Source organism: Kordiimonas sp. SCSIO 12603 (genome assembly GCF_024398035.1).
Classification (GTDB): domain Bacteria; phylum Pseudomonadota; class Alphaproteobacteria; order Sphingomonadales; family Kordiimonadaceae; genus Kordiimonas.
The window spans coordinates 1917312-1933934 of record NZ_CP073748.1 but is presented as its reverse complement, the minus strand read 5'-3'; the positions used below and the strand labels follow the sequence as shown (position 1 = coordinate 1933934).

General features: G+C 47.7%; 29 protein-coding genes. 1 reads left to right on the top strand and 28 read right to left on the bottom strand.

All coding sequences use genetic code 11. The features are described from left to right. Positions 1–24: 24 nt before the first annotated feature. Positions 25–1482: a Do family serine endopeptidase gene (locus KFE96_RS08815; protein ID WP_255832264.1), complete on the bottom strand. Its 1458-nt coding sequence runs from the start codon at positions 1480–1482 to the stop codon at positions 25–27. Between the two features lie 254 nt (positions 1483–1736). On the opposite strand from KFE96_RS08815, the gene KFE96_RS08810 reads away from it, so the two are divergent. Continuing rightward, complete coding sequence (locus KFE96_RS08810; protein ID WP_255832263.1) at positions 1737–2519, top strand: hypothetical protein; 783 nt, start codon at positions 1737–1739, stop codon at positions 2517–2519. A gap of 54 nt (positions 2520–2573) precedes the next feature. Here the strand turns inward: KFE96_RS08810 and rplQ are convergent, their stop codons facing one another. From rplQ to rpsJ, 27 genes are all read right to left on the bottom strand, one after another. Continuing rightward, positions 2574–3032, bottom strand: coding sequence for a 50S ribosomal protein L17 (rplQ, locus tag KFE96_RS08805; RefSeq protein WP_255832262.1), 459 nt, complete (start codon positions 3030–3032; stop codon positions 2574–2576). Between the two features lie 174 nt (positions 3033–3206). Further along, positions 3207–4223 (bottom strand): DNA-directed RNA polymerase subunit alpha, encoded by a 1017-nt coding sequence (locus tag KFE96_RS08800; RefSeq protein ID WP_255832261.1) that lies wholly within the window; start codon positions 4221–4223, stop codon positions 3207–3209. A 96-nt stretch (positions 4224–4319) separates the two neighbouring features. Beyond that, complete coding sequence (gene rpsK, locus KFE96_RS08795; RefSeq protein WP_247018033.1) at positions 4320–4709, bottom strand: 30S ribosomal protein S11; 390 nt, start codon at positions 4707–4709, stop codon at positions 4320–4322. Positions 4710–4755: 46 nt separating this feature from the next. Continuing rightward, positions 4756–5124, bottom strand: a complete 369-nt coding sequence (gene rpsM, locus KFE96_RS08790) for a 30S ribosomal protein S13 (RefSeq protein WP_247018031.1) — start codon at positions 5122–5124, stop codon at positions 4756–4758. A 115-nt stretch (positions 5125–5239) separates the two neighbouring features. Further along, on the bottom strand, positions 5240–5887 hold the full coding sequence (locus KFE96_RS08785) for an adenylate kinase (protein ID WP_255832260.1): 648 nt from the start codon (positions 5885–5887) through the stop codon (positions 5240–5242). Continuing rightward, a complete protein-coding gene (gene secY, locus KFE96_RS08780; RefSeq protein WP_247018027.1) occupies positions 5884–7215 on the bottom strand; it encodes a preprotein translocase subunit SecY in 1332 nt (443 codons plus the stop codon). The genes KFE96_RS08785 and secY overlap by 4 nt, the downstream gene beginning before the upstream one ends. A gap of 57 nt (positions 7216–7272) precedes the next feature. Then, positions 7273–7728, bottom strand: a complete 456-nt coding sequence (rplO, locus tag KFE96_RS08775; protein WP_255832259.1) for a 50S ribosomal protein L15 — start codon at positions 7726–7728, stop codon at positions 7273–7275. 23 nt (positions 7729–7751) lie between these two features. Beyond that, a complete protein-coding gene (gene rpmD / locus KFE96_RS08770) occupies positions 7752–7946 on the bottom strand; it encodes a 50S ribosomal protein L30 (protein WP_247018023.1) in 195 nt (64 codons plus the stop codon). Between the two features lie 6 nt (positions 7947–7952). Continuing rightward, on the bottom strand, positions 7953–8525 hold the full coding sequence (gene rpsE, locus KFE96_RS08765; RefSeq protein ID WP_247018021.1) for a 30S ribosomal protein S5: 573 nt from the start codon (positions 8523–8525) through the stop codon (positions 7953–7955). 27 nt (positions 8526–8552) lie between these two features. Next, the gene (rplR, locus tag KFE96_RS08760; RefSeq protein ID WP_255835584.1) at positions 8553–8903 is read right to left on the bottom strand and encodes a 50S ribosomal protein L18; all 351 of its coding nucleotides are present in this window, start codon (positions 8901–8903) and stop codon (positions 8553–8555) included. A gap of 12 nt (positions 8904–8915) precedes the next feature. Next, positions 8916–9449, bottom strand: a complete 534-nt coding sequence (rplF, locus tag KFE96_RS08755) for a 50S ribosomal protein L6 (RefSeq protein WP_255835583.1) — start codon at positions 9447–9449, stop codon at positions 8916–8918. 15 nt (positions 9450–9464) lie between these two features. Then, the gene (gene rpsH, locus KFE96_RS08750) at positions 9465–9863 is read right to left on the bottom strand and encodes a 30S ribosomal protein S8 (RefSeq protein ID WP_247018009.1); all 399 of its coding nucleotides are present in this window, start codon (positions 9861–9863) and stop codon (positions 9465–9467) included. A gap of 12 nt (positions 9864–9875) precedes the next feature. Beyond that, positions 9876–10181 (bottom strand): 30S ribosomal protein S14, encoded by a 306-nt coding sequence (gene rpsN / locus KFE96_RS08745; RefSeq protein WP_247018001.1) that lies wholly within the window; start codon positions 10179–10181, stop codon positions 9876–9878. 23 nt (positions 10182–10204) lie between these two features. Beyond that, positions 10205–10759 (bottom strand): 50S ribosomal protein L5, encoded by a 555-nt coding sequence (rplE, locus tag KFE96_RS08740; RefSeq protein ID WP_247017999.1) that lies wholly within the window; start codon positions 10757–10759, stop codon positions 10205–10207. Further along, positions 10752–11072, bottom strand: a complete 321-nt coding sequence (gene rplX, locus KFE96_RS08735) for a 50S ribosomal protein L24 (RefSeq protein WP_370650573.1) — start codon at positions 11070–11072, stop codon at positions 10752–10754. The genes rplE and rplX overlap by 8 nt, the downstream gene beginning before the upstream one ends. Continuing rightward, entirely contained in the window at positions 11069–11437 is a 369-nt protein-coding gene (gene rplN / locus KFE96_RS08730) for a 50S ribosomal protein L14 (RefSeq protein WP_247017989.1), read from the bottom strand. The genes rplX and rplN overlap by 4 nt, the downstream gene beginning before the upstream one ends. Before the next feature lie 48 nt (positions 11438–11485). Then, complete coding sequence (rpsQ, locus tag KFE96_RS08725; RefSeq protein WP_247017987.1) at positions 11486–11722, bottom strand: 30S ribosomal protein S17; 237 nt, start codon at positions 11720–11722, stop codon at positions 11486–11488. A gap of 11 nt (positions 11723–11733) precedes the next feature. Next, positions 11734–11925 (bottom strand): 50S ribosomal protein L29, encoded by a 192-nt coding sequence (rpmC, locus tag KFE96_RS08720; protein WP_247017985.1) that lies wholly within the window; start codon positions 11923–11925, stop codon positions 11734–11736. Between the two features lie 19 nt (positions 11926–11944). Then, complete coding sequence (gene rplP / locus KFE96_RS08715; RefSeq protein ID WP_247017983.1) at positions 11945–12355, bottom strand: 50S ribosomal protein L16; 411 nt, start codon at positions 12353–12355, stop codon at positions 11945–11947. A 31-nt stretch (positions 12356–12386) separates the two neighbouring features. Next, on the bottom strand, positions 12387–13082 hold the full coding sequence (gene rpsC, locus KFE96_RS08710) for a 30S ribosomal protein S3 (RefSeq protein ID WP_247017981.1): 696 nt from the start codon (positions 13080–13082) through the stop codon (positions 12387–12389). Further along, complete coding sequence (gene rplV, locus KFE96_RS08705) at positions 13082–13402, bottom strand: 50S ribosomal protein L22 (RefSeq protein WP_247019091.1); 321 nt, start codon at positions 13400–13402, stop codon at positions 13082–13084. The genes rpsC and rplV overlap by 1 nt, the downstream gene beginning before the upstream one ends. A 62-nt stretch (positions 13403–13464) precedes the next feature. Beyond that, complete coding sequence (rpsS, locus tag KFE96_RS08700) at positions 13465–13746, bottom strand: 30S ribosomal protein S19 (RefSeq protein ID WP_247017978.1); 282 nt, start codon at positions 13744–13746, stop codon at positions 13465–13467. Between the two features lie 13 nt (positions 13747–13759). Then, entirely contained in the window at positions 13760–14596 is an 837-nt protein-coding gene (rplB, locus tag KFE96_RS08695) for a 50S ribosomal protein L2 (protein ID WP_247017976.1), read from the bottom strand. A gap of 4 nt (positions 14597–14600) precedes the next feature. Then, a complete protein-coding gene (locus tag KFE96_RS08690) occupies positions 14601–14894 on the bottom strand; it encodes a 50S ribosomal protein L23 (protein ID WP_255835580.1) in 294 nt (97 codons plus the stop codon). Continuing rightward, the gene (gene rplD, locus KFE96_RS08685; RefSeq protein WP_247017972.1) at positions 14891–15511 is read right to left on the bottom strand and encodes a 50S ribosomal protein L4; all 621 of its coding nucleotides are present in this window, start codon (positions 15509–15511) and stop codon (positions 14891–14893) included. The genes KFE96_RS08690 and rplD overlap by 4 nt, the downstream gene beginning before the upstream one ends. Positions 15512–15516: 5 nt before the next feature. Continuing rightward, entirely contained in the window at positions 15517–16266 is a 750-nt protein-coding gene (rplC, locus tag KFE96_RS08680) for a 50S ribosomal protein L3 (RefSeq protein WP_370650543.1), read from the bottom strand. A 5-nt stretch (positions 16267–16271) separates the two neighbouring features. Next, positions 16272–16586, bottom strand: coding sequence for a 30S ribosomal protein S10 (rpsJ, locus tag KFE96_RS08675; protein ID WP_247017970.1), 315 nt, complete (start codon positions 16584–16586; stop codon positions 16272–16274). Between the last annotated feature and the right edge of the window lie 37 nt (positions 16587–16623).

Here is a 16623-nt window from a genome sequence, read left to right as displayed (position 1 = left end):
GTTCAAAAAGATCACTCACTAACTTTACCGAATATCACGACAGCGGTAGGAGCGGTTTGGTACGATCACACATTCACGTACGCGGCCGCGGCGCTGAACTTGATAGACAAAACGCTCCGCATTTTCATCCAGTGATGCAAGGTCTTCAACACGTTCAACCGTATTGCCGTTTACACCGAGAATAATATCCCCGGGTGCTACAAACTGGTAACGGCCCGCTGCTGTTCTGCGCTCAACCCTAAGCACCACCACACCTTCAAGGAATGGATCAACCTGAATTTCCTCATTAAAGCGCGGAGAAAGGTTAGCTACTGTCACCCCTTGGAATGGATGACGCCCATCTAGTTTAGTAAGATTGCGCTCTACTGGCTCAGGCGGAAGTGAAAGTGTAAGCGTTTTTTCCTGAATAAAACCTTCGGAGAGTACGGCTAGAGGCACATCAGCACCATTTTCCATTGTTGCAACACGGAAGTTAAGCCCTGGCTCATCAATAACCTCTTTACCATCAACAGCCATGATCACATCACCAATCTGAACATCAGCGAGTGCTGCGGGACTACCCGGGTATACTTCATCAACTAAAATACCACCTGCACGATCAAGGCCAAGGCCTGACGCTAACTCATTAGTTACACTCTGCCCGCGAATACCGAGCCAAGGACGAGCAAGCTGCCCTTCGTTTAAAGCCGCGCGAAGCACTGAGTTCACCATATTAGCTGGAACGGCAAAGCCAATGCCGTTTGACGCACCTGTACGGCTATAAATCGCTGTATTGATGCCAAGCAATTGACCTTGCATGCCCACGAGTGCGCCGCCCGAGTTACCGGGGTTTACCGCGGCATCTGTTTGAATAAAGAAACCAAAATCAGAGATACCTTGCTGAGTACGTGCTGTTGCAGAAACAATACCGCTTGTTACTGTTTGCCCAACACCAAACGGGTTACCAATGGCAAGTACAAGATCACCAACCAGTACATTATCAGAATCTGCTAGCGTTAGTGTCGGCAAACGTTCTTCGCGAGCATTAATTTGCAGGATCGCCAAATCTGTTTTCGGATCAGCTAAAACAACATCAGCTGCAAACTCTCGCCTATCAGAAAGTACTACGCGAATTTCATCTGCACCTTCGATCACATGGTGGTTCGTAACAATCACACCGTTGGGGCGTACAATTACACCAGAACCAAGTGACCCTTGAATTCTGTCTTTAGGACTGCCGCCAAAACTGAATTGATCACCGAAAAAGCGCTTAAAAAGCGGATCATCAAACATTGCTGATCGTCTGGCCCGCACCACTTTCGTTGTATAGATATTCACTACAGCTGGGGCTGTATCCTTCACGATAGGTGCATAAGAAAGCTGCACCTGTGCGTTTGAAGACGGCACCTGCCTGTCCGCATTTTCATATTGTGCTGAAGCACCAGCAAATGCAGAAGCAACCAAGGCACCACACAAGAAGATTTTCCTGCTTAAACGTCTCATGAAATTCTCACTCTCCAAACTAGTCATAAGCCTTCTAAAAGACCGAACCTATTTTCTAAGCCAGATAGGCTTGCAATGACAATGGCTTTCCTTTGCAAAGGCCCAATTAGCTATTTCAAACATCATTATGCATCAATTGTGGTGCCACTGTGACCTCAATTAATCGCACGAACTGAACACGCTGACGCAAAAGCTTCGAATATGCACTTTATTGCACCACGTAAAGTCCATTACTACAAACCAAGGGGGAATTAATGTCTTTAAAACAAACGATTACGACAGCAATGCTATCTATAATGCTAGCAAGTTCACTTTCTTTTTCTGCTGCATCCGCAACAATGAAAGAAACCTTTCAATTCCAAAACTTAAAAGCTGAAAACTATCGCACCGGAACTAATCAATACCTGGTTTATATGCGAGATACATCCACTGGCAAAATACTGGGGATGGAGCTTTGGAACCGCACAACAAATATTATTGAAAAAGACGGGGAAACACTTGTTGAAATAAAGCAGGACTGGCATTCCGCACAAGATCGGTCCAACCGTTTGATATATTCACTGAACCGCGTGAAGGATTTCAGTCCAGTTTTTCACAAAACAATTCACGGTGCAGACCAAGCAGTATCAGCCTTCACGTTTGAGCCTAATCTCACGAAAGGTGACACCAATATAACAGGCAATACCCAGGCTTCTTTTAGCATAGAGAGCAAGCCAGAAACCCTGAACTGGGAACTGGATATGGAAACGTTTGGTCTCTTACCGCTTGAAACTGGAAAGAGCTTCCACATGAATTTCTATCACCCAGGATCCAAGACCCCGCCACAGGAATATATTTATTCTGTAACAGGTGAGGAAACCTTAAAGGGTATGAACGGTAATCCACTTCCGGCTTGGATTCTGGAAATTGATTATGGCGGTAGAGGCGCAGCAAAATTCTGGATTGATAAAGAAACCAGACAGACACTTAAAATGGAAGAAACTTTCGGGAAAATCCGACGGTATAAAGTGCGCTTGGGCTTACCAATAGAACAGTAACAAAAAAAGGGCGATCAAATGATCGCCCTTCTCGCTTCTACAAACGTAGAAAAATTATTCAGCGTCAGCTTCAACTGGCACGCCTTTGTTAGCTTTCGCAGAAAGATCTGCTTCAATGCTACCAAATTTGTGGCTGTCTTGGCCTTTAGCATCTTCGTTACGATCAACTAGCTCGATAACAGCCATTGGCGCGTTATCACCGTGACGGTAACCAGCTTTAAGAACGCGAGTGTAACCACCTGTGCGATCTTTGTAGCGCTCAGCAAGCTCAGCGAATACTTTGCCAACTAGCTCTTCGTTTTGCAGACGTGCAATCGCAAGACGACGGTTAGCAAGGCCACCTTTTTTACCAAGAGTGATGTACTTCTCAACGATTGGTGCTAGGTCTTTAGCTTTTGGCAGAGTTGTTACAATCTGCTCGTGCTTAAGAAGAGCCTGTGCAAGGTTTTGGAACATAGCCTTACGGTGGCTAGCAGTTCTATTCAGCTTACGGCCTGATTTATTGTGGCGCATATTTCTTACTCCGTTTGCCTATCCGGCCTTGCACGAATTTCCGTGTAGTACCGGTAGGTGTCCCCTAACAAATCGGGGAGGTTTTAAATTGAACAAAAGCGAGGTGAATTCACCACGCTTTCATCCGGCTTAGTAAGGTACAAAAGCGGTTCCGTGGAACCGCTCATGGTAACCTTAGTAATCTTGTTCGAGTTTCTTAGCCAACTCTTCGATATTCTCTGGTGGCCAAGCTGGAAGTTCCATACCAAGGCGTAGGCCCATGGAAGAAAGAACTTCTTTAATCTCGTTAAGTGACTTACGACCGAAGTTCGGCGTACGAAGCATTTCAGCTTCTGTTTTCTGCACAAGGTCACCAATGTAAACGATGTTATCGTTTTTCAGGCAGTTTGCAGAACGTACAGAAAGCTCAAGCTCGTCAACCTTACGAAGAAGCTGGCGGTTGAACGCTGGCTCTTCATCTTCTTCAGGCTTAGCAGCTTCTTCTGGCTCATCGAAGTTCACGAATACAGAAAGCTGATCTTGAAGAATGCGGGCAGCGAAAGCTACTGCATCTTCAGGAGTTACTGTACCGTCAGTTTCGATTTCCATTGTAAGCTTGTCATAGTCAAGAACCTGACCTTCACGAGTAGCTTCAACTTTGTAGCTTACTTTCTTAACAGGGCTGTAGAGTGCATCTACAGGGATAAGACCGATTGGAGCATCTTCTGGGCGGTTACGCTCAGCTGCTACATAGCCTTTACCTGAAGCTACAGTCAGTTCCATGTTCAGTGTAGCACCTTCATCAAGGTGACAAAGAACAAGGTCCTTATCAAGAATTTCAACATCAGCAACTTCTTGGATAGCAGAAGCTTTCACTTCACCTGGGCCTGAAGCTGTAAGGCTCAGACGCTTGGTGCCGTCGCTTGTTACACGAACAGGAAGCTGTTTGATGTTTAGAACCATGTCTGTCACGTCTTCACGTACACCAGGTACAGAAGAGAACTCGTGCAGAACGCCCTCAATGTGAATGCTTGTTACAGCACCACCTTGTAGGGAAGAAAGCAGAACACGACGTAGACCGTTACCCAGTGTCATGCCGTAACCACGCTCAAGCGGCTCAACTACGAGCTTAGCTTTACGAAGTGGATCAGCACCTGGAGTAATAGTCAGGCCATTTGGTTTAATTAGCTCTTGCCAGTTTTTCTGGATCACGTTGTAACCCTCATTCTTAATGACGCTTTAAACAATAATTTAGCGCCAAAGGATCGCGCCAATACTCTACAAGTAACAACCAGTACGGTCGCCGCGTTATACGCGACGACGTTTTGGTGGACGACAACCATTGTGTGGAATTGGAGTTACATCACGAATTGATGTAATTGTAAATCCAATAGCTTGAAGCGCGCGCAGAGCGGACTCGCGACCAGCGCCTGGGCCTTTTACTTCCACTTCGAGGTTTTTCATACCGTGCTCTAGTGCTTTTTTACCTGCGTCCTCAGCAGCAACCTGTGCAGCATATGGAGTAGACTTACGGGAGCCACGGAAACCCATCATACCAGCAGATGACCAGGAAATACCATTGCCCTGTACATCTGTGATAGTAATCATTGTGTTGTTGAATGAAGCGTTTACGTGAGCAACACCATTCGCGATGTTTTTCTTCTCACGACGCTTAACACGTCCAGCATCTTTTGCCATCTCATCAGACCTTTATTTACGGAAGCCCTAAACAGCTTGTTCCTAATTATTTCTTCTTACCTGCAATCGCAACTGCTTTACCCTTACGAGTACGAGCATTTGTCGATGTACGCTGACCACGTACAGGCAGTTTATTACGGTGACGAAGACCACGGTATGTTTTGAGGTCCATCAAACGCTTAATGTTCATCGCTACTTCACGGCGAAGGTCACCCTCAACTGTGTGTTCACGGTCAATCATTTCACGGATCTGAATTACTTCAGCATCTGTTAGTTCGTTTACCCGACGTTCACGTGGGAAATTCAGCGTTTCGCAGATTCCCTTGGCTGTTGTAGAGCCAATACCGTGAATGTATGTCAAAGCGATTTCTACACGCTTATTGGTCGGAATGTTAACGCCAGCAATACGCGCCACGACCATATCTCCTAATCAAATTATTCACGTCATACGACAATTCGCCACAAGACGCGTTGAAGCCGGGGATTATATGAATAAACCCCAATTCGTCAACCGCCTTATGACAGTTTTTTTATGCGGCCAAAACCGCAGCAATTTCTGCAGTTACCTCATCAATGGCAGCCATGCCATTAACTTGCTGCAAAATTCCTTTTTCCGCATAGTACGGCAATACTGGCGCCGTCTGTGCGTAATATTCTTTCAGACGCTTCCCTACTGTCTCTGCGTTATCATCTGGACGACGCTTAAACTCTGTAGATCCACACTGATCACACACACCCTCAACCTTCGGCTTCAGGTTTGTATCGTGATATCCTTCGTTACAGCCGGCGCATGTATAGCGGCCTGCGATTCTGTCAACCAGTGCTTCGTCGTCTACTTTCATTTCAACAACAGCATCCAGCTGCAAGCTCTGTGCTGTAAGCATTTCATCCAAAGCTTCTGCTTGCGCTACTGTGCGTGGGAAACCATCAAGGATGAAACCATTTTTACAATCTGCTTCTTGGATACGGTCACGGATAATACCGATTACGATTTCGTCTGAAACCAATTGACCTGCGTCCATTTTAGCTTTTGCGGCTTTGCCCATCTCAGTACCAGCTGCTACTGCTGCGCGCAGCATATCACCGGTAGATAGTTGAACTAGGCCTTGTGCCTTCTCGATACGTTGTGCCTGTGTACCTTTACCTGCGCCCGGAGGACCAAACAGAATAATTATCACCGGCGACCTCCCTTAAGACGCGATTTTTTCAAGAGACTCTCATATTGCTGTGCCATCAGGTGTGACTGAATCTGAGATACAGTATCCATAGTCACATTCACAACGATGAGCAAGCTTGTACCACCTAAGTAGAATGGAACGTTAGCCTGTCCAATAAGAAACTCAGGAATAGCACATACTGTTGCAATATAAGCAGAGCCAATCACAGTCAGACGAGTAAGCACATAATCCAGATACTCAGCAGTTCTCTTACCAGGGCGAATACCTGGCACAAAACCACCATGCTTCTTCAAGTTATCTGCAGTTTCTTCAGGGTTAAACTGAATAGCTGTGTAGAAGAAGCAGAAGAATACAATAAGAGCGATGTATAGCGCGATATATACTGGCTTACCTGGGCCAAGCAGCGCTGTTACTGTTGTAATCCACTCTGGGCCACCTGTTTGGTACATACCGGCAACTGTAAGCGGCATCAACAGAAGTGAGCTAGCAAAGATCGGAGGAATCACACCCGCAACATTAAGTTTAAGCGGTAGGTGGCTCTTGTCACCTTGGTGAACGCGGTTACCCTGCTGCCTTTTCGGGTATTGAATTACCACACGGCGCTGAGCGCGTTCGAAGAATACGATAAACCAGATAAGGGCCGCTGCACCAATAAGCATGGCAAGCAGAACAGCAACATCCAGTTGACCGTTGCGGCTTAGAGTGAACGCCTGAGCAAGCGTACCCGGAAGCTCTGCAACAATACCTGCGAAAATAATAAGGGAAATACCGTTACCAATACCGCGCTGAGTGATTTGCTCACCAAGCCACATCAGGAACATAGTACCGCCCACAAGCGTGATAACTGTTGTTAACACGAAGAACAAACCTGGGTCGATTACAACACCAGCCTGTCCTTGCAAACCAGTTGCTACACCCCAGCCCTGCACAATTGTCAGAGCTACAGTACCGTAGCGTGTCATCTGGTTAATTTTCTTGCGGCCTTGCTCACCTTCCTTCTTCCACTGCGCAAGCGTGGAATTCATAGTTGTGAGCAGCTGCATGATGATGGAAGCCGAGATATAAGGAATAATCCCGAGTGTCACGATAGACATCCGCTGAAGTGCACCACCAGAGAATGTGTTCACTACATCAAGGAAGTTACCTCCTAGATCTGCAAACATGTTTCTCAATGCTACCGGGTCAATGCCTGGTAATGGAATATAAGTACACAAGCGGTACACAATAAGTGCACCTAGGGCGAACCAAATACGCTTCTTCAATTCTTCGGCTTTACCGAACGAAGACAAACTCAAATTGGACGCCAATTGTTCTGCAGCGGATGCCATATACGCTTACTCCAGCCCCTTAATCTCTATCTCGGCTTATCGTTCTTTTATCGTGCCTTAAGCAACAGTAACTTTACCGCCAGCTTTTTCCACAGCTTCAACAGCGCCTTTAGAAGCACCTGTTACTGTGATGTCAACTTTTGCAGTAAGTTCACCTTTAGCAAGAAGACGTACGCCGTCTACAACCTTACCAACAACACCAGCTTCAACTAGAGTTTCGATAGTGATTGCTTTACCAGCGTCCACTTTCTTAGCATCGATTGCCTTCTGTAGGCGACCAAGGTTAAGAACCTGGAAGTCTTTCTTGTTCATGCTTGTGAAACCGCGCTTTGGAAGACGACGGTAAATCGGCATTTGACCACCTTCAAAGCCATTGATAGCTACGCCTGAGCGTGCTTTCTGACCTTTGTGACCAGAACCGGCAGTTTTACCTTTACCGGAACCGATACCGCGACCTACACGCGTGCGCAGTTTGCGAGCACCGTCGTTGTCACGAATTTCGTTGAGTTTCATGATATTATCTCCAAAACGCTCGCTTATTGATCTTCAACGCGCACCATGTGGCGCACTTTGTGGATCATGCCGCGAACTGCTGGTGTATCTTCCAGCTCACGCGTTCTGTTCAATTTGTTAAGGCCCAAGCCGATCAGCGTTTCACGCTGATCTTTATGGCGGCGGATCGGGCTAGCGATCTGCGTTACCGTTACAGTTTGTTTCTTCTTAGCAGCCATTGGTCATTACTCCGCTGTAGCAGCTTCTTCAGAAGCTTCGTTAGCAGCAGCAACTTTAACATCACCGCGACGTGCAACGATGTCAGCTACTTTCTTACCGCGTTTAGCAGCGATCTGACGTGGAGAGTTCTGAAGAGACAGAGCGTTAAACGTAGCACGGATCATGTTGTACGGGTTTGAAGAACCCTGTGATTTCGTAACAACGTCTTGTACGCCAAGTGCTTCAAACACTGCACGCATTGGACCACCTGCGATGATACCAGTACCTTGAACCGCAGTACGTAGCAACACGCGACCAGCGCCGTGACGGCCCTTAATGTCGTGGTGCAGTGTACGGCCTTCACGAAGTGGTACACGGATCATTGTTTTCTTAGCAGCTTCGGTAGCTTTACGGATAGCTTCAGGAACTTCCTTCGCTTTACCTTTACCGAAACCTACGCGGCCACGTTGGTCACCAACAACAACAAGTGCTGCGAAACCAAAACGACGACCACCTTTTACAACTTTAGCCACACGGTTAATGTGGACAAGCTTTTCAACTAGTTCGCTCTCTTCACGATTGCGTTCTGGGCGTGCCATTGGACATCCTTTTCCTATTATCTAAGCCTAGAATGCCAAGCCATTGTCGCGCGCAGCTTCAGCAAGTGCTTTTACACGACCGTGGTACAAGAAACCACCACGATCAAACACTACTGTTTCTACACCCGCAGCTTTGGCTCGCTCGGCAATCAGTTTACCAACTTTAGTAGCAGCTTCTTTGTTAGAACCTGCACCCTTCAGATCTTTTTCAAGAGTAGAAGCAGCAGCTACAGTAGCGCCCTTCACGTCATCAATAATCTGAGCATAGATATGTTGGTTTGTCCGGTGGACTGAAAGGCGTGGTCTGCCCGCACTCTTCTTACGAAGTTGTGTGCGGTTACGCTGACGGCGCTTTTCAAAAAGACTAATGTTAGACATTCAAGCCACCCATTACTTCTTCTTACCTTCCTTGCGGAAGATATATTCGCCTGCGTACTTAACACCCTTGCCTTTGTATGGCTCTGGCTTGCGGTACTCGCGAATTTTGGCTGCTGTTTCACCGACTTGTTGTTTGTCGATGCCGGAGATAACGACTGTAGTCTGGTCAGGCGTCTCAATTTTGATGCCTGCAGGTACTGGGAAGTCGATATCGTGGCTGAAACCCAACTGCAAATTCAGTGAGCTGCCTTTCATTTGAGCACGGTAACCTACACCGTTGATTTCAAGCTTCTTGCTGAAACCAGTAGTAACACCTTCAAAGATGTTGGAAACCAATGTGCGCTGCATACCCCACATAGAGCGGGCACGCTTTGTGTCGTTAGCCGGAGTGATAGCAATCGTATTTTCTTCCTGAGCTACAGTAACTTCAGGAACGAATGTCATTGCTAGTTCACCCTTAGGGCCTTTAGCTGTTAGCTCAGCACCGTTCAAGGAAACGGTTACGCCAGCTGGAATAGCTACGGGCTTTTTACCGATACGGGACATTAAATCTTCCCTTCCTTAGAAAATGGTGCAGAGAATTTCACCGCCCACATTGTTCTCGCGCGCTTCAGCGTCAGAGAGAACACCTTTCGGTGTGGAAACGATAGAAATACCAAGACCGTTATGAACACGTGGCAAGTCATTTACAGAGCTATACACACGACGACCAGGCTTAGACACACGGTTAAGTGTGCGAATCACAGGCTCGCCTTCATTGTATTTCAGCTCAATAGCTAACTCAGCTTTGTTATTCTCGAGTTCTGTACGAGAGTAACCACGAATGTAACCTTCGCGCTCCAACACATCTAGAATACGCTGACGTGTTTTTGAAGCAGGTGTAGCAACAACAGTTTTACGAGCTTGTAAACCGTTGCGGATACGGGTCAGCATATCGCCGATCGGATCTGTCATCGACATGAGCTTATCCCCTTACCAGCTTGACTTAACGATGCCAGGAATCTTCGCTGCGGAGCCGAGCTCACGAAGCGCGATACGAGACATCTTAAATTTACGATAATAACCGCGCGGACGACCAGTCACTTCACAACGATTGCGAAGGCGTGTCTTGGCGCCGTTACGTGGCAGTGCAGCGAGCTGTAGAGCAGCTAACCAGCGTTCGTCATCAGACAGGCTCTTATCATAAACCTGTGCTTTCAGAGCAGCGCGCTTGTCAGCAAACTTTGCTACAGTCTTCTCACGCCGTGCGTTCTTGTTAATGGCACTTTTCTTAGCCATATCAAAACCCTCCTTGGCGACCGTTATTTCTTAAACGGCATATCGAAGCCGCTTAGAAGCTCAAGTGCTTCCGCGTCTGTCGTAGCCGTCGTACAAATGATAATGTCCATTCCGCGAACTTGATCTACTTTGTCGTAGTCAATTTCAGGGAACACGAGCTGTTCTTTTAGGCCCATTGCGTAGTTACCGCGACCATCGAATGACTTAGGGTTAACGCCCTGGAAGTCACGAATACGTGGCATAGCAATAGTTACCAGACGGTCAAGAAACTCGTACATACGCTCACCGCGTAGAGTTACTTTAGTACCGATTGGCATACCTTCGCGTAGCTTGAAGCCAGCGATAGATTTACGAGCCTTCGTAATAACAGGCTTCTGGCCAGCAATAGCTTCAAGCTCTTCAGCAGCTTTTGCGACTTTCTTCTTGTCATTAACAGCTTCGCCAACACCCATGTTGAGAACGATTTTCTCAAGCTTAGGTACTTGCATAGGGTTTTTATAACCGAACTTCTCAACTAGAGATGCACGGATTGTCTCGTCATAGCGAGTGCGTAGACGTGGCTGAACAGTATTAGCCATCGATCACCTCCCCAGACTTCTTAGCAACGCGAACCTTGCTACCGTCTTCGGATACTTTGAAACCAACGCGTGTTGGTGCACCGTCTTTTGGATCCTCAATCATGAGGTTAGACAGCTGAATCGGAGCTTCTTTAGTCTCGATTCCACCAGCACTCACCTGAGTTGGACGCTTGTGACGCTTTACAAGGTTTACACCCTGTACAGTCGCGCGACCTTCAGCAGGCATTACAGATGTGATTTCGCCGCGCTTGCCTTTGTCTTTACCAGCAATCACAACGACCTTATCACCTTTTCTAAGCTTAGCGGCCATTATAACACCTCCGGTGCAAGCGAGATGATCTTCATATGTTTCTTAGCGCGCAGCTCACGAACAACAGGGCCAAAGATACGTGTACCAATTGGCTCATGGTTTTTGTTCACTAGAACAGCGGCATTGTTGTCGAAACGAATAGTAGTACCATCGTTACGACGAACTTCTTTTGCAGTGCGAACGATAACGGCACGGTGCACGTCACCCTTCTTAACACGACCCCGAGGGATCGCCTCTTTGACTGAGACAACAATAATGTCGCCTACTCCAGCAGTCTTACGTTTAGATCCGCCAAGGACCTTAATGCACTGTACCCTCTTGGCCCCGGAGTTGTCGGCCACATCGAGGTTAGTTTGCATCTGAATCATGGGTTACCCCTTATATTAATTCAACGACAAACAGTAGAACGGTGAGGCTTACGCCTCACCGCCAACTACTTGCCAAGTCTTCAGTTTAGAAAGAGGACGACATTCCTGAATACGGACTACATCCCCAACCTGAATTTGGTTGCTCTCATCATGAGCGTGGTACTTCTTAGAACGTTTAATAATTTTGTCAAGCAAAGGATGCTTCACACGACGCTCAACATTCACAACAACAGTTTTATCACCTTTGTTGCTTACCACTACACCTTGCAGAATACGCTTTGGCATTGATTAACTCCTTACGCCTCTGCCTGCTCACCGAGGATCGTCTGGATCCGCGCAACATCGCGGCGGATCTGACGAACACGAGCAGTATTTTCTAATTGGCCGGAAGCAGCCTGAAAGCGCAGGTTAAACTGCTCTTTCTTTAGGCTTACAAGCTCTTCACGGAGCTCGTCTTTCGACTTTGAACGAAGCTCTGACGCTTTCATCACTTTTCTCCGTAAAACTCTAGTTCATCCGTTCCACGATACGTGTACCAACGGACAGCTTTGCAGCTGCACGTTCGAACGCACCACGGGCCAGTTCTTCTGATACACCGTCGATCTCAAACATGATACGGCCAGGCTTGACTTTACATACCCAACGATCAACGGAACCTTTACCTTTACCCATACGAACTTCAGCAGGTTTCGCAGTTACAGGTGTATCCGGGAAAATGCGGATCCATACCTTACCAGAACGCTTCATGTGACGGTTCATGGCACGACGAGCTGCCTCGATTTGACGAGCAGATACACGGCCAGGGTCTGTAGCTTTCAGACCAAACTGACCAAAGTTAAGTGTTGTTCCACCCTTGGCATTGCCGTGGATGCGGCCTTTGTGGGCCTTGCGGAACTTAGTACGCTTCGGTTGCAACATAGTGTGTCGCTCCTACTCTAGCCGTCCCAGCCTAACGGCGGGACGGGCCTCCTTGACTTTGAGCTTCGTTTGCACGGCGCTCGTGAGCCATCGGGTCGTGTTCCATGATTTCGCCTTTGAACACCCATACTTTCATACCGAGAATACCGTATGCAGTAAGAGCTTCAGACGTACCATAATCGATGTCTGCACGAAGTGTGTGTAGTGGCACGCGGCCTTCACGGTACCATTCAGTACGCGCGATTTCCGCACCACCAAGACGACCAGCACAGTTGATACGAATACCACCAGCGCCAAGACGCATTGCACTTTGAACAGAGCGTTTCATTGCACGGCGGAACGCAACACGGCGCTCTAGCTGTTGTGCAATATTGTCAGCGATAAGCTGAGCATCGATCTCTGGCTTGCGAACTTCAACGATATTCAGGCTAACTTCTGAAGTTGTGAAGTTTGCAACACGTTTGCGAAGCTTCTCAATATCAGCGCCTTTTTTACCGATGATCACACCCGGACGAGCCGAGTAGATAGTTACGCGACATTTTTTCGCTGGACGTTCGATAACGACCTTTGAAATACCAGCCTGCGATAGTTCTTTAAACACGAACTCGCGGATTTTGAGGTCTTCGTGCAGCATTGAGCCGTACTCTTCACCCTCAGCATACCAGCGTGAGTCCCAGGTGCGGTTAACACCCAGGCGCAGACCAACGGGACTTACTTTCTGACCCATTATACTGTCTCCTCAACTTCGCGCACAACGATGCGCAGACGGCTGAATGGCTTAACGATTTTTGCAGCGCGGCCACGAGCACGAGCACGGAAACGTTTCATCGTCAGTGCTTTACCCACAGTTGCTTCAGCAACAATCAGGTTATCAACATCCAGGTTGTGGTTGTTTTCTGCGTTTGCAATTGCAGACTGCAGAACTTTTTTAACATCAATCGCAGAACGACGACGGTTAAAGCTCAGTGAAGTAAGAGCTTTTTCCACTTTCATACCACGAATAGTCGCCGCAACTAGGTTTAGTTTCTGCGGCGAGCCACGAAGCATAGTAGCTGTAGCGACTGCTTCGTTATCCGCCACACGGCGTGGTGCAGATTGCTTACCCACTGTTACTTCCTCTTCGCTTTTTTGTCAGCCGCGTGACCGTAGTAAGTACGAGTCGGCGCGAATTCACCAAGCTTATGACCAACCATATCTTCTGATACATAAACAGGGATGAACTTCTGACCATTGTAAGTATTGAAAGTAATACCTACAAAGTTTGGTAGAATCGTAGACCGGCGTGACCAAGTCTGGATTGTTAGGTTTGCTTTGCCACTTTCATGAGCCGCTTCCACCTTCTTGAGAAGGTGCATGTCAACGAAAGGGCCTTTCCATACAGAGCGTGCCATATTACAGGACTCCTTAGCGTTTCTTGCGCTCGTGGCGCGTGCGGATGATAAGCTTGTCAGTCGCTTTATTAGAGCGTGTACGCTTACCTTTTGTTGGTTTACCCCAAGGTGTCACTGGGTGACGACCACCTGAAGTACGGCCTTCACCACCACCATGTGGGTGATCCACCGGGTTCATGGCAACACCACGAACAGATGGACGGCGACCAAGCCAACGATTCCGACCCGCTTTAGCGAGCTTAATGTTCTGGTTGTCTGGGTTAGATACAGCACCAACTGTAGCTACACACTCAGAACGAACCACACGAACTTCACCGGAAGATAGACGAAGCTGAGCGTAACCACGGTCACGACCGATAAGCTGAGCATATGCACCAGCTGAACGAGCGATTTGACCACCCTTGCCTTTTTTCATCTCAACATTGTGGATGATTGTACCAACAGGCATGTTAGCAAGAGGCATTACGTTACCAGGCTTCACGTCAACCTTCTCACCAGCGATAACAGTATCGCCTGGAGCAAGACGCTGTGGAGCAAGGATGTACGCTAGTTCACCATCTTCATACTTGATGAGAGCGATGAACGCTGTACGGTTTGGATCGTATTCAAGGCGTTCCACAGTCGCTGGTACATCCCATTTCGTACGCTTGAAATCAATCATACGGTATGTACGCTTGTGACCACCACCACGGCGACGAGCTGTGATGCGACCTTTGTTGTTACGACCACCAGATTTTGTCAAACCTTCAGTAAGCGCTTTAACAGGCTTGCCCTTGTGAAGACCTTCGCGGTCTACAAGAACGAGGCCACGCTGACCTGGAGTATTTGGTTTATACTGCTTGAGTGCCATTGGATTACACTCCCGTCGTCACGTCAATGCTGTGACCTTCAGCCAAAGTAACCATTGCCTTTTTGTACTCGGCGCGCTTGCCTTGTACACCACGGAAACGTTTTACTTTGCCTTCTTGGCGTAGCGTGTTGACTTTTTTCACTTTCACGTCGAACAGTGCTTCAACAGCAGCTTTAATAGCTGGCTTAGTAGCATCGATCGCAACTTTGAAAGTTACTTGGTTGAATTCAGCACCTAGTGTTGCTTTCTCAGTGATCACTGGGCTTTTGATGACATCATAATGCTTCGCACTGGTCATTTGAGCCTCTCCTCGAGCTTAGCAACCGCCTCTTTAGTGAGAACAAGTGTGTCACGACGAATGATGTCGTACACGTTCGCACCTTGAGTTGGTAGAACATCAACGTTCGGGATGTTGCTTACTGCGCGCTTGAAGTTTTCATTCACTTCAGCACCGTCGACAAACAGAGCGTTAGCAAGACCAAGCTTCTCAAGCTTAGCTTTTAGCTCTTTAGTTTTGCCTTCTTTCAGTTCAGCAGCATCAACAACGATCAGCTTACCTTCAGCCTGCTTTGCAGAAAGCGCAGTCTTAAGACCAAGCTTACGTACTTTTTTAGGCAGGTCGAAGCCGTGATCACGTGGGATAGGACCGAATGCACGACCACCACCAACGAAGATGTTAGAACGACGAGAACCGTGACGGGCTGTACCGCCACCTTTTTGGCGACCAAGACGAGTACCTGTGCGAGATACGTCGCTGCGGAATTGTACAGCGTGAGTACCAGCACGGCGCTTAGCAAGCTGCCAGTTTACAACACGGTGCAGGATGTCTGCACGTGCTTCTAGGCCAAAGATAGCGTCATCTAGAGTGATGTCGCCAGCTTTTTTGGCATCAAGAGTAAGGACATTCGTTTTCATGTCGCTTATTCCTCAGTAGCTTCTGCAGCGTCAGCTTCAACTGGAGCTTCTGCAGCAGGTGCAGCTTCTTCAGCTTTAGCAGGCATACGGAATGCAGCCGGCATCGGCAGGCCTTCCGGTGCAGCCTTTTTCACAGCGTCAGAAACGAGTACCCAGCTCTCTTTAGAGCCTGGTAGACCGCCTTTAACGAGGATTAGGCCTTCTTCAACGCGTGTTTCAACGATTTCAAGGCTTTGTACAGTCGTACGGTGATCACCCATGTGACCAGCCATCTTCTTACCTTTAAATACACGACCAGGGTCTTGACACTGACCTGTAGAACCGTGTGAACGGTGAGAGATGGATACACCGTGCGAAGCACGTAGACCACCAAAGTTGTGACGCTTCATCGCACCAGCAAAACCTTTACCCTTTGATGTACCAACAACGTCAACGCGCTGGCCAGTAACAAAGTGGTCTGCAGTGATTTCAGCACCAACCTCAACAAGAGCATCTTCGCTTACACGGAACTCAGCGATTTTCGCTTTAGGTTCTACTTGTGCTTTAGCAAAGTGGCCGCGCTGAGCTTTGGTCACGTTTTTAACTTTACGAGTACCAGCACCTAGTTGAAGAGCTGTGTAACCGTCTTTTTCGTTTGTGCGCTGAGCAACAACCTGACAGCCTTCAAGCTGTAGAACTGTTACTGGCACGTGATGACCGGCATCATTGAAGATGCGTGTCATACCTAGTTTCTTTGCAATCAAACCTGTACGCATGGTGATTATCCTTGCAGTTTGATTTCAACATCAACACCAGCAGCTAGGTCTAGCTTCATAAGAGCATCAACTGTCTGCGGAGTTGGGTCAATGATGTCGAGCAAGCGTTTGTGTGTACGCATTTCGAATTGCTCACGAGACTTCTTGTTCACGTGTGGACCACGAAGAACTGTGAACTTTTCGATCTTTGTTGGCATCGGGATAGGACCGCGAACCAATGCGCCAGTACGCTTTGCCGTATTAGCAATTTCACCAGTGGCTTGGTCAAGCACACGGTGGTCAAATGCCTTCAGGCGGATGCGAATATTTTGCGCTTCCATTGATCTTTACCTTAAAAAAGAGGGCCCCAACCCAACT

What these genes read in the sequence shown, in the direction of transcription:
- KFE96_RS08815 (WP_255832264.1), bottom strand. Translation starts at nt 1,482, where the DNA reads ATGAGACGTTTAAGCAGGAAAATCTTCTTGTGTGGTGCCTTGGTTGCT.
- KFE96_RS08810 (WP_255832263.1), top strand. Translation starts at nt 1,737, where the DNA reads ATGTCTTTAAAACAAACGATTACGACAGCAATGCTATCTATAATGCTA.
- rplQ (WP_255832262.1), bottom strand. Translation starts at nt 3,032, where the DNA reads ATGCGCCACAATAAATCAGGCCGTAAGCTGAATAGAACTGCTAGCCAC.
- rpsK (WP_247018033.1), bottom strand. Translation starts at nt 4,709, where the DNA reads ATGGCAAAAGATGCTGGACGTGTTAAGCGTCGTGAGAAGAAAAACATC.
- secY (WP_247018027.1), bottom strand. Translation starts at nt 7,215, where the DNA reads ATGGCATCCGCTGCAGAACAATTGGCGTCCAATTTGAGTTTGTCTTCG.
- rplO (WP_255832259.1), bottom strand. Translation starts at nt 7,728, where the DNA reads ATGAAACTCAACGAAATTCGTGACAACGACGGTGCTCGCAAACTGCGC.
- rpmD (WP_247018023.1), bottom strand. Translation starts at nt 7,946, where the DNA reads ATGGCTGCTAAGAAGAAACAAACTGTAACGGTAACGCAGATCGCTAGC.
- rpsE (WP_247018021.1), bottom strand. Translation starts at nt 8,525, where the DNA reads ATGGCACGCCCAGAACGCAATCGTGAAGAGAGCGAACTAGTTGAAAAG.
- rplR (WP_255835584.1), bottom strand. Translation starts at nt 8,903, where the DNA reads ATGTCTAACATTAGTCTTTTTGAAAAGCGCCGTCAGCGTAACCGCACA.
- rplF (WP_255835583.1), bottom strand. Translation starts at nt 9,449, where the DNA reads ATGTCCCGTATCGGTAAAAAGCCCGTAGCTATTCCAGCTGGCGTAACC.
- rpsH (WP_247018009.1), bottom strand. Translation starts at nt 9,863, where the DNA reads ATGTCGATGACAGATCCGATCGGCGATATGCTGACCCGTATCCGCAAC.
- rpsN (WP_247018001.1), bottom strand. Translation starts at nt 10,181, where the DNA reads ATGGCTAAGAAAAGTGCCATTAACAAGAACGCACGGCGTGAGAAGACT.
- rplE (WP_247017999.1), bottom strand. Translation starts at nt 10,759, where the DNA reads ATGGCTAATACTGTTCAGCCACGTCTACGCACTCGCTATGACGAGACA.
- rplN (WP_247017989.1), bottom strand. Translation starts at nt 11,437, where the DNA reads ATGATTCAGATGCAAACTAACCTCGATGTGGCCGACAACTCCGGGGCC.
- rpsQ (WP_247017987.1), bottom strand. Translation starts at nt 11,722, where the DNA reads ATGCCAAAGCGTATTCTGCAAGGTGTAGTGGTAAGCAACAAAGGTGAT.
- rpmC (WP_247017985.1), bottom strand. Translation starts at nt 11,925, where the DNA reads ATGAAAGCGTCAGAGCTTCGTTCAAAGTCGAAAGACGAGCTCCGTGAA.
- rplP (WP_247017983.1), bottom strand. Translation starts at nt 12,355, where the DNA reads ATGTTGCAACCGAAGCGTACTAAGTTCCGCAAGGCCCACAAAGGCCGC.
- rpsC (WP_247017981.1), bottom strand. Translation starts at nt 13,082, where the DNA reads ATGGGTCAGAAAGTAAGTCCCGTTGGTCTGCGCCTGGGTGTTAACCGC.
- rplV (WP_247019091.1), bottom strand. Translation starts at nt 13,402, where the DNA reads ATGCTTCGTGGCTCGCCGCAGAAACTAAACCTAGTTGCGGCGACTATT.
- rpsS (WP_247017978.1), bottom strand. Translation starts at nt 13,746, where the DNA reads ATGGCACGCTCTGTATGGAAAGGCCCTTTCGTTGACATGCACCTTCTC.
- rplB (WP_247017976.1), bottom strand. Translation starts at nt 14,596, where the DNA reads ATGGCACTCAAGCAGTATAAACCAAATACTCCAGGTCAGCGTGGCCTC.
- KFE96_RS08690 (WP_255835580.1), bottom strand. Translation starts at nt 14,894, where the DNA reads ATGACCAGTGCGAAGCATTATGATGTCATCAAAAGCCCAGTGATCACT.
- rplD (WP_247017972.1), bottom strand. Translation starts at nt 15,511, where the DNA reads ATGAAAACGAATGTCCTTACTCTTGATGCCAAAAAAGCTGGCGACATC.
- rplC (WP_370650543.1), bottom strand. Translation starts at nt 16,266, where the DNA reads ATGCGTACAGGTTTGATTGCAAAGAAACTAGGTATGACACGCATCTTC.
- rpsJ (WP_247017970.1), bottom strand. Translation starts at nt 16,586, where the DNA reads ATGGAAGCGCAAAATATTCGCATCCGCCTGAAGGCATTTGACCACCGT.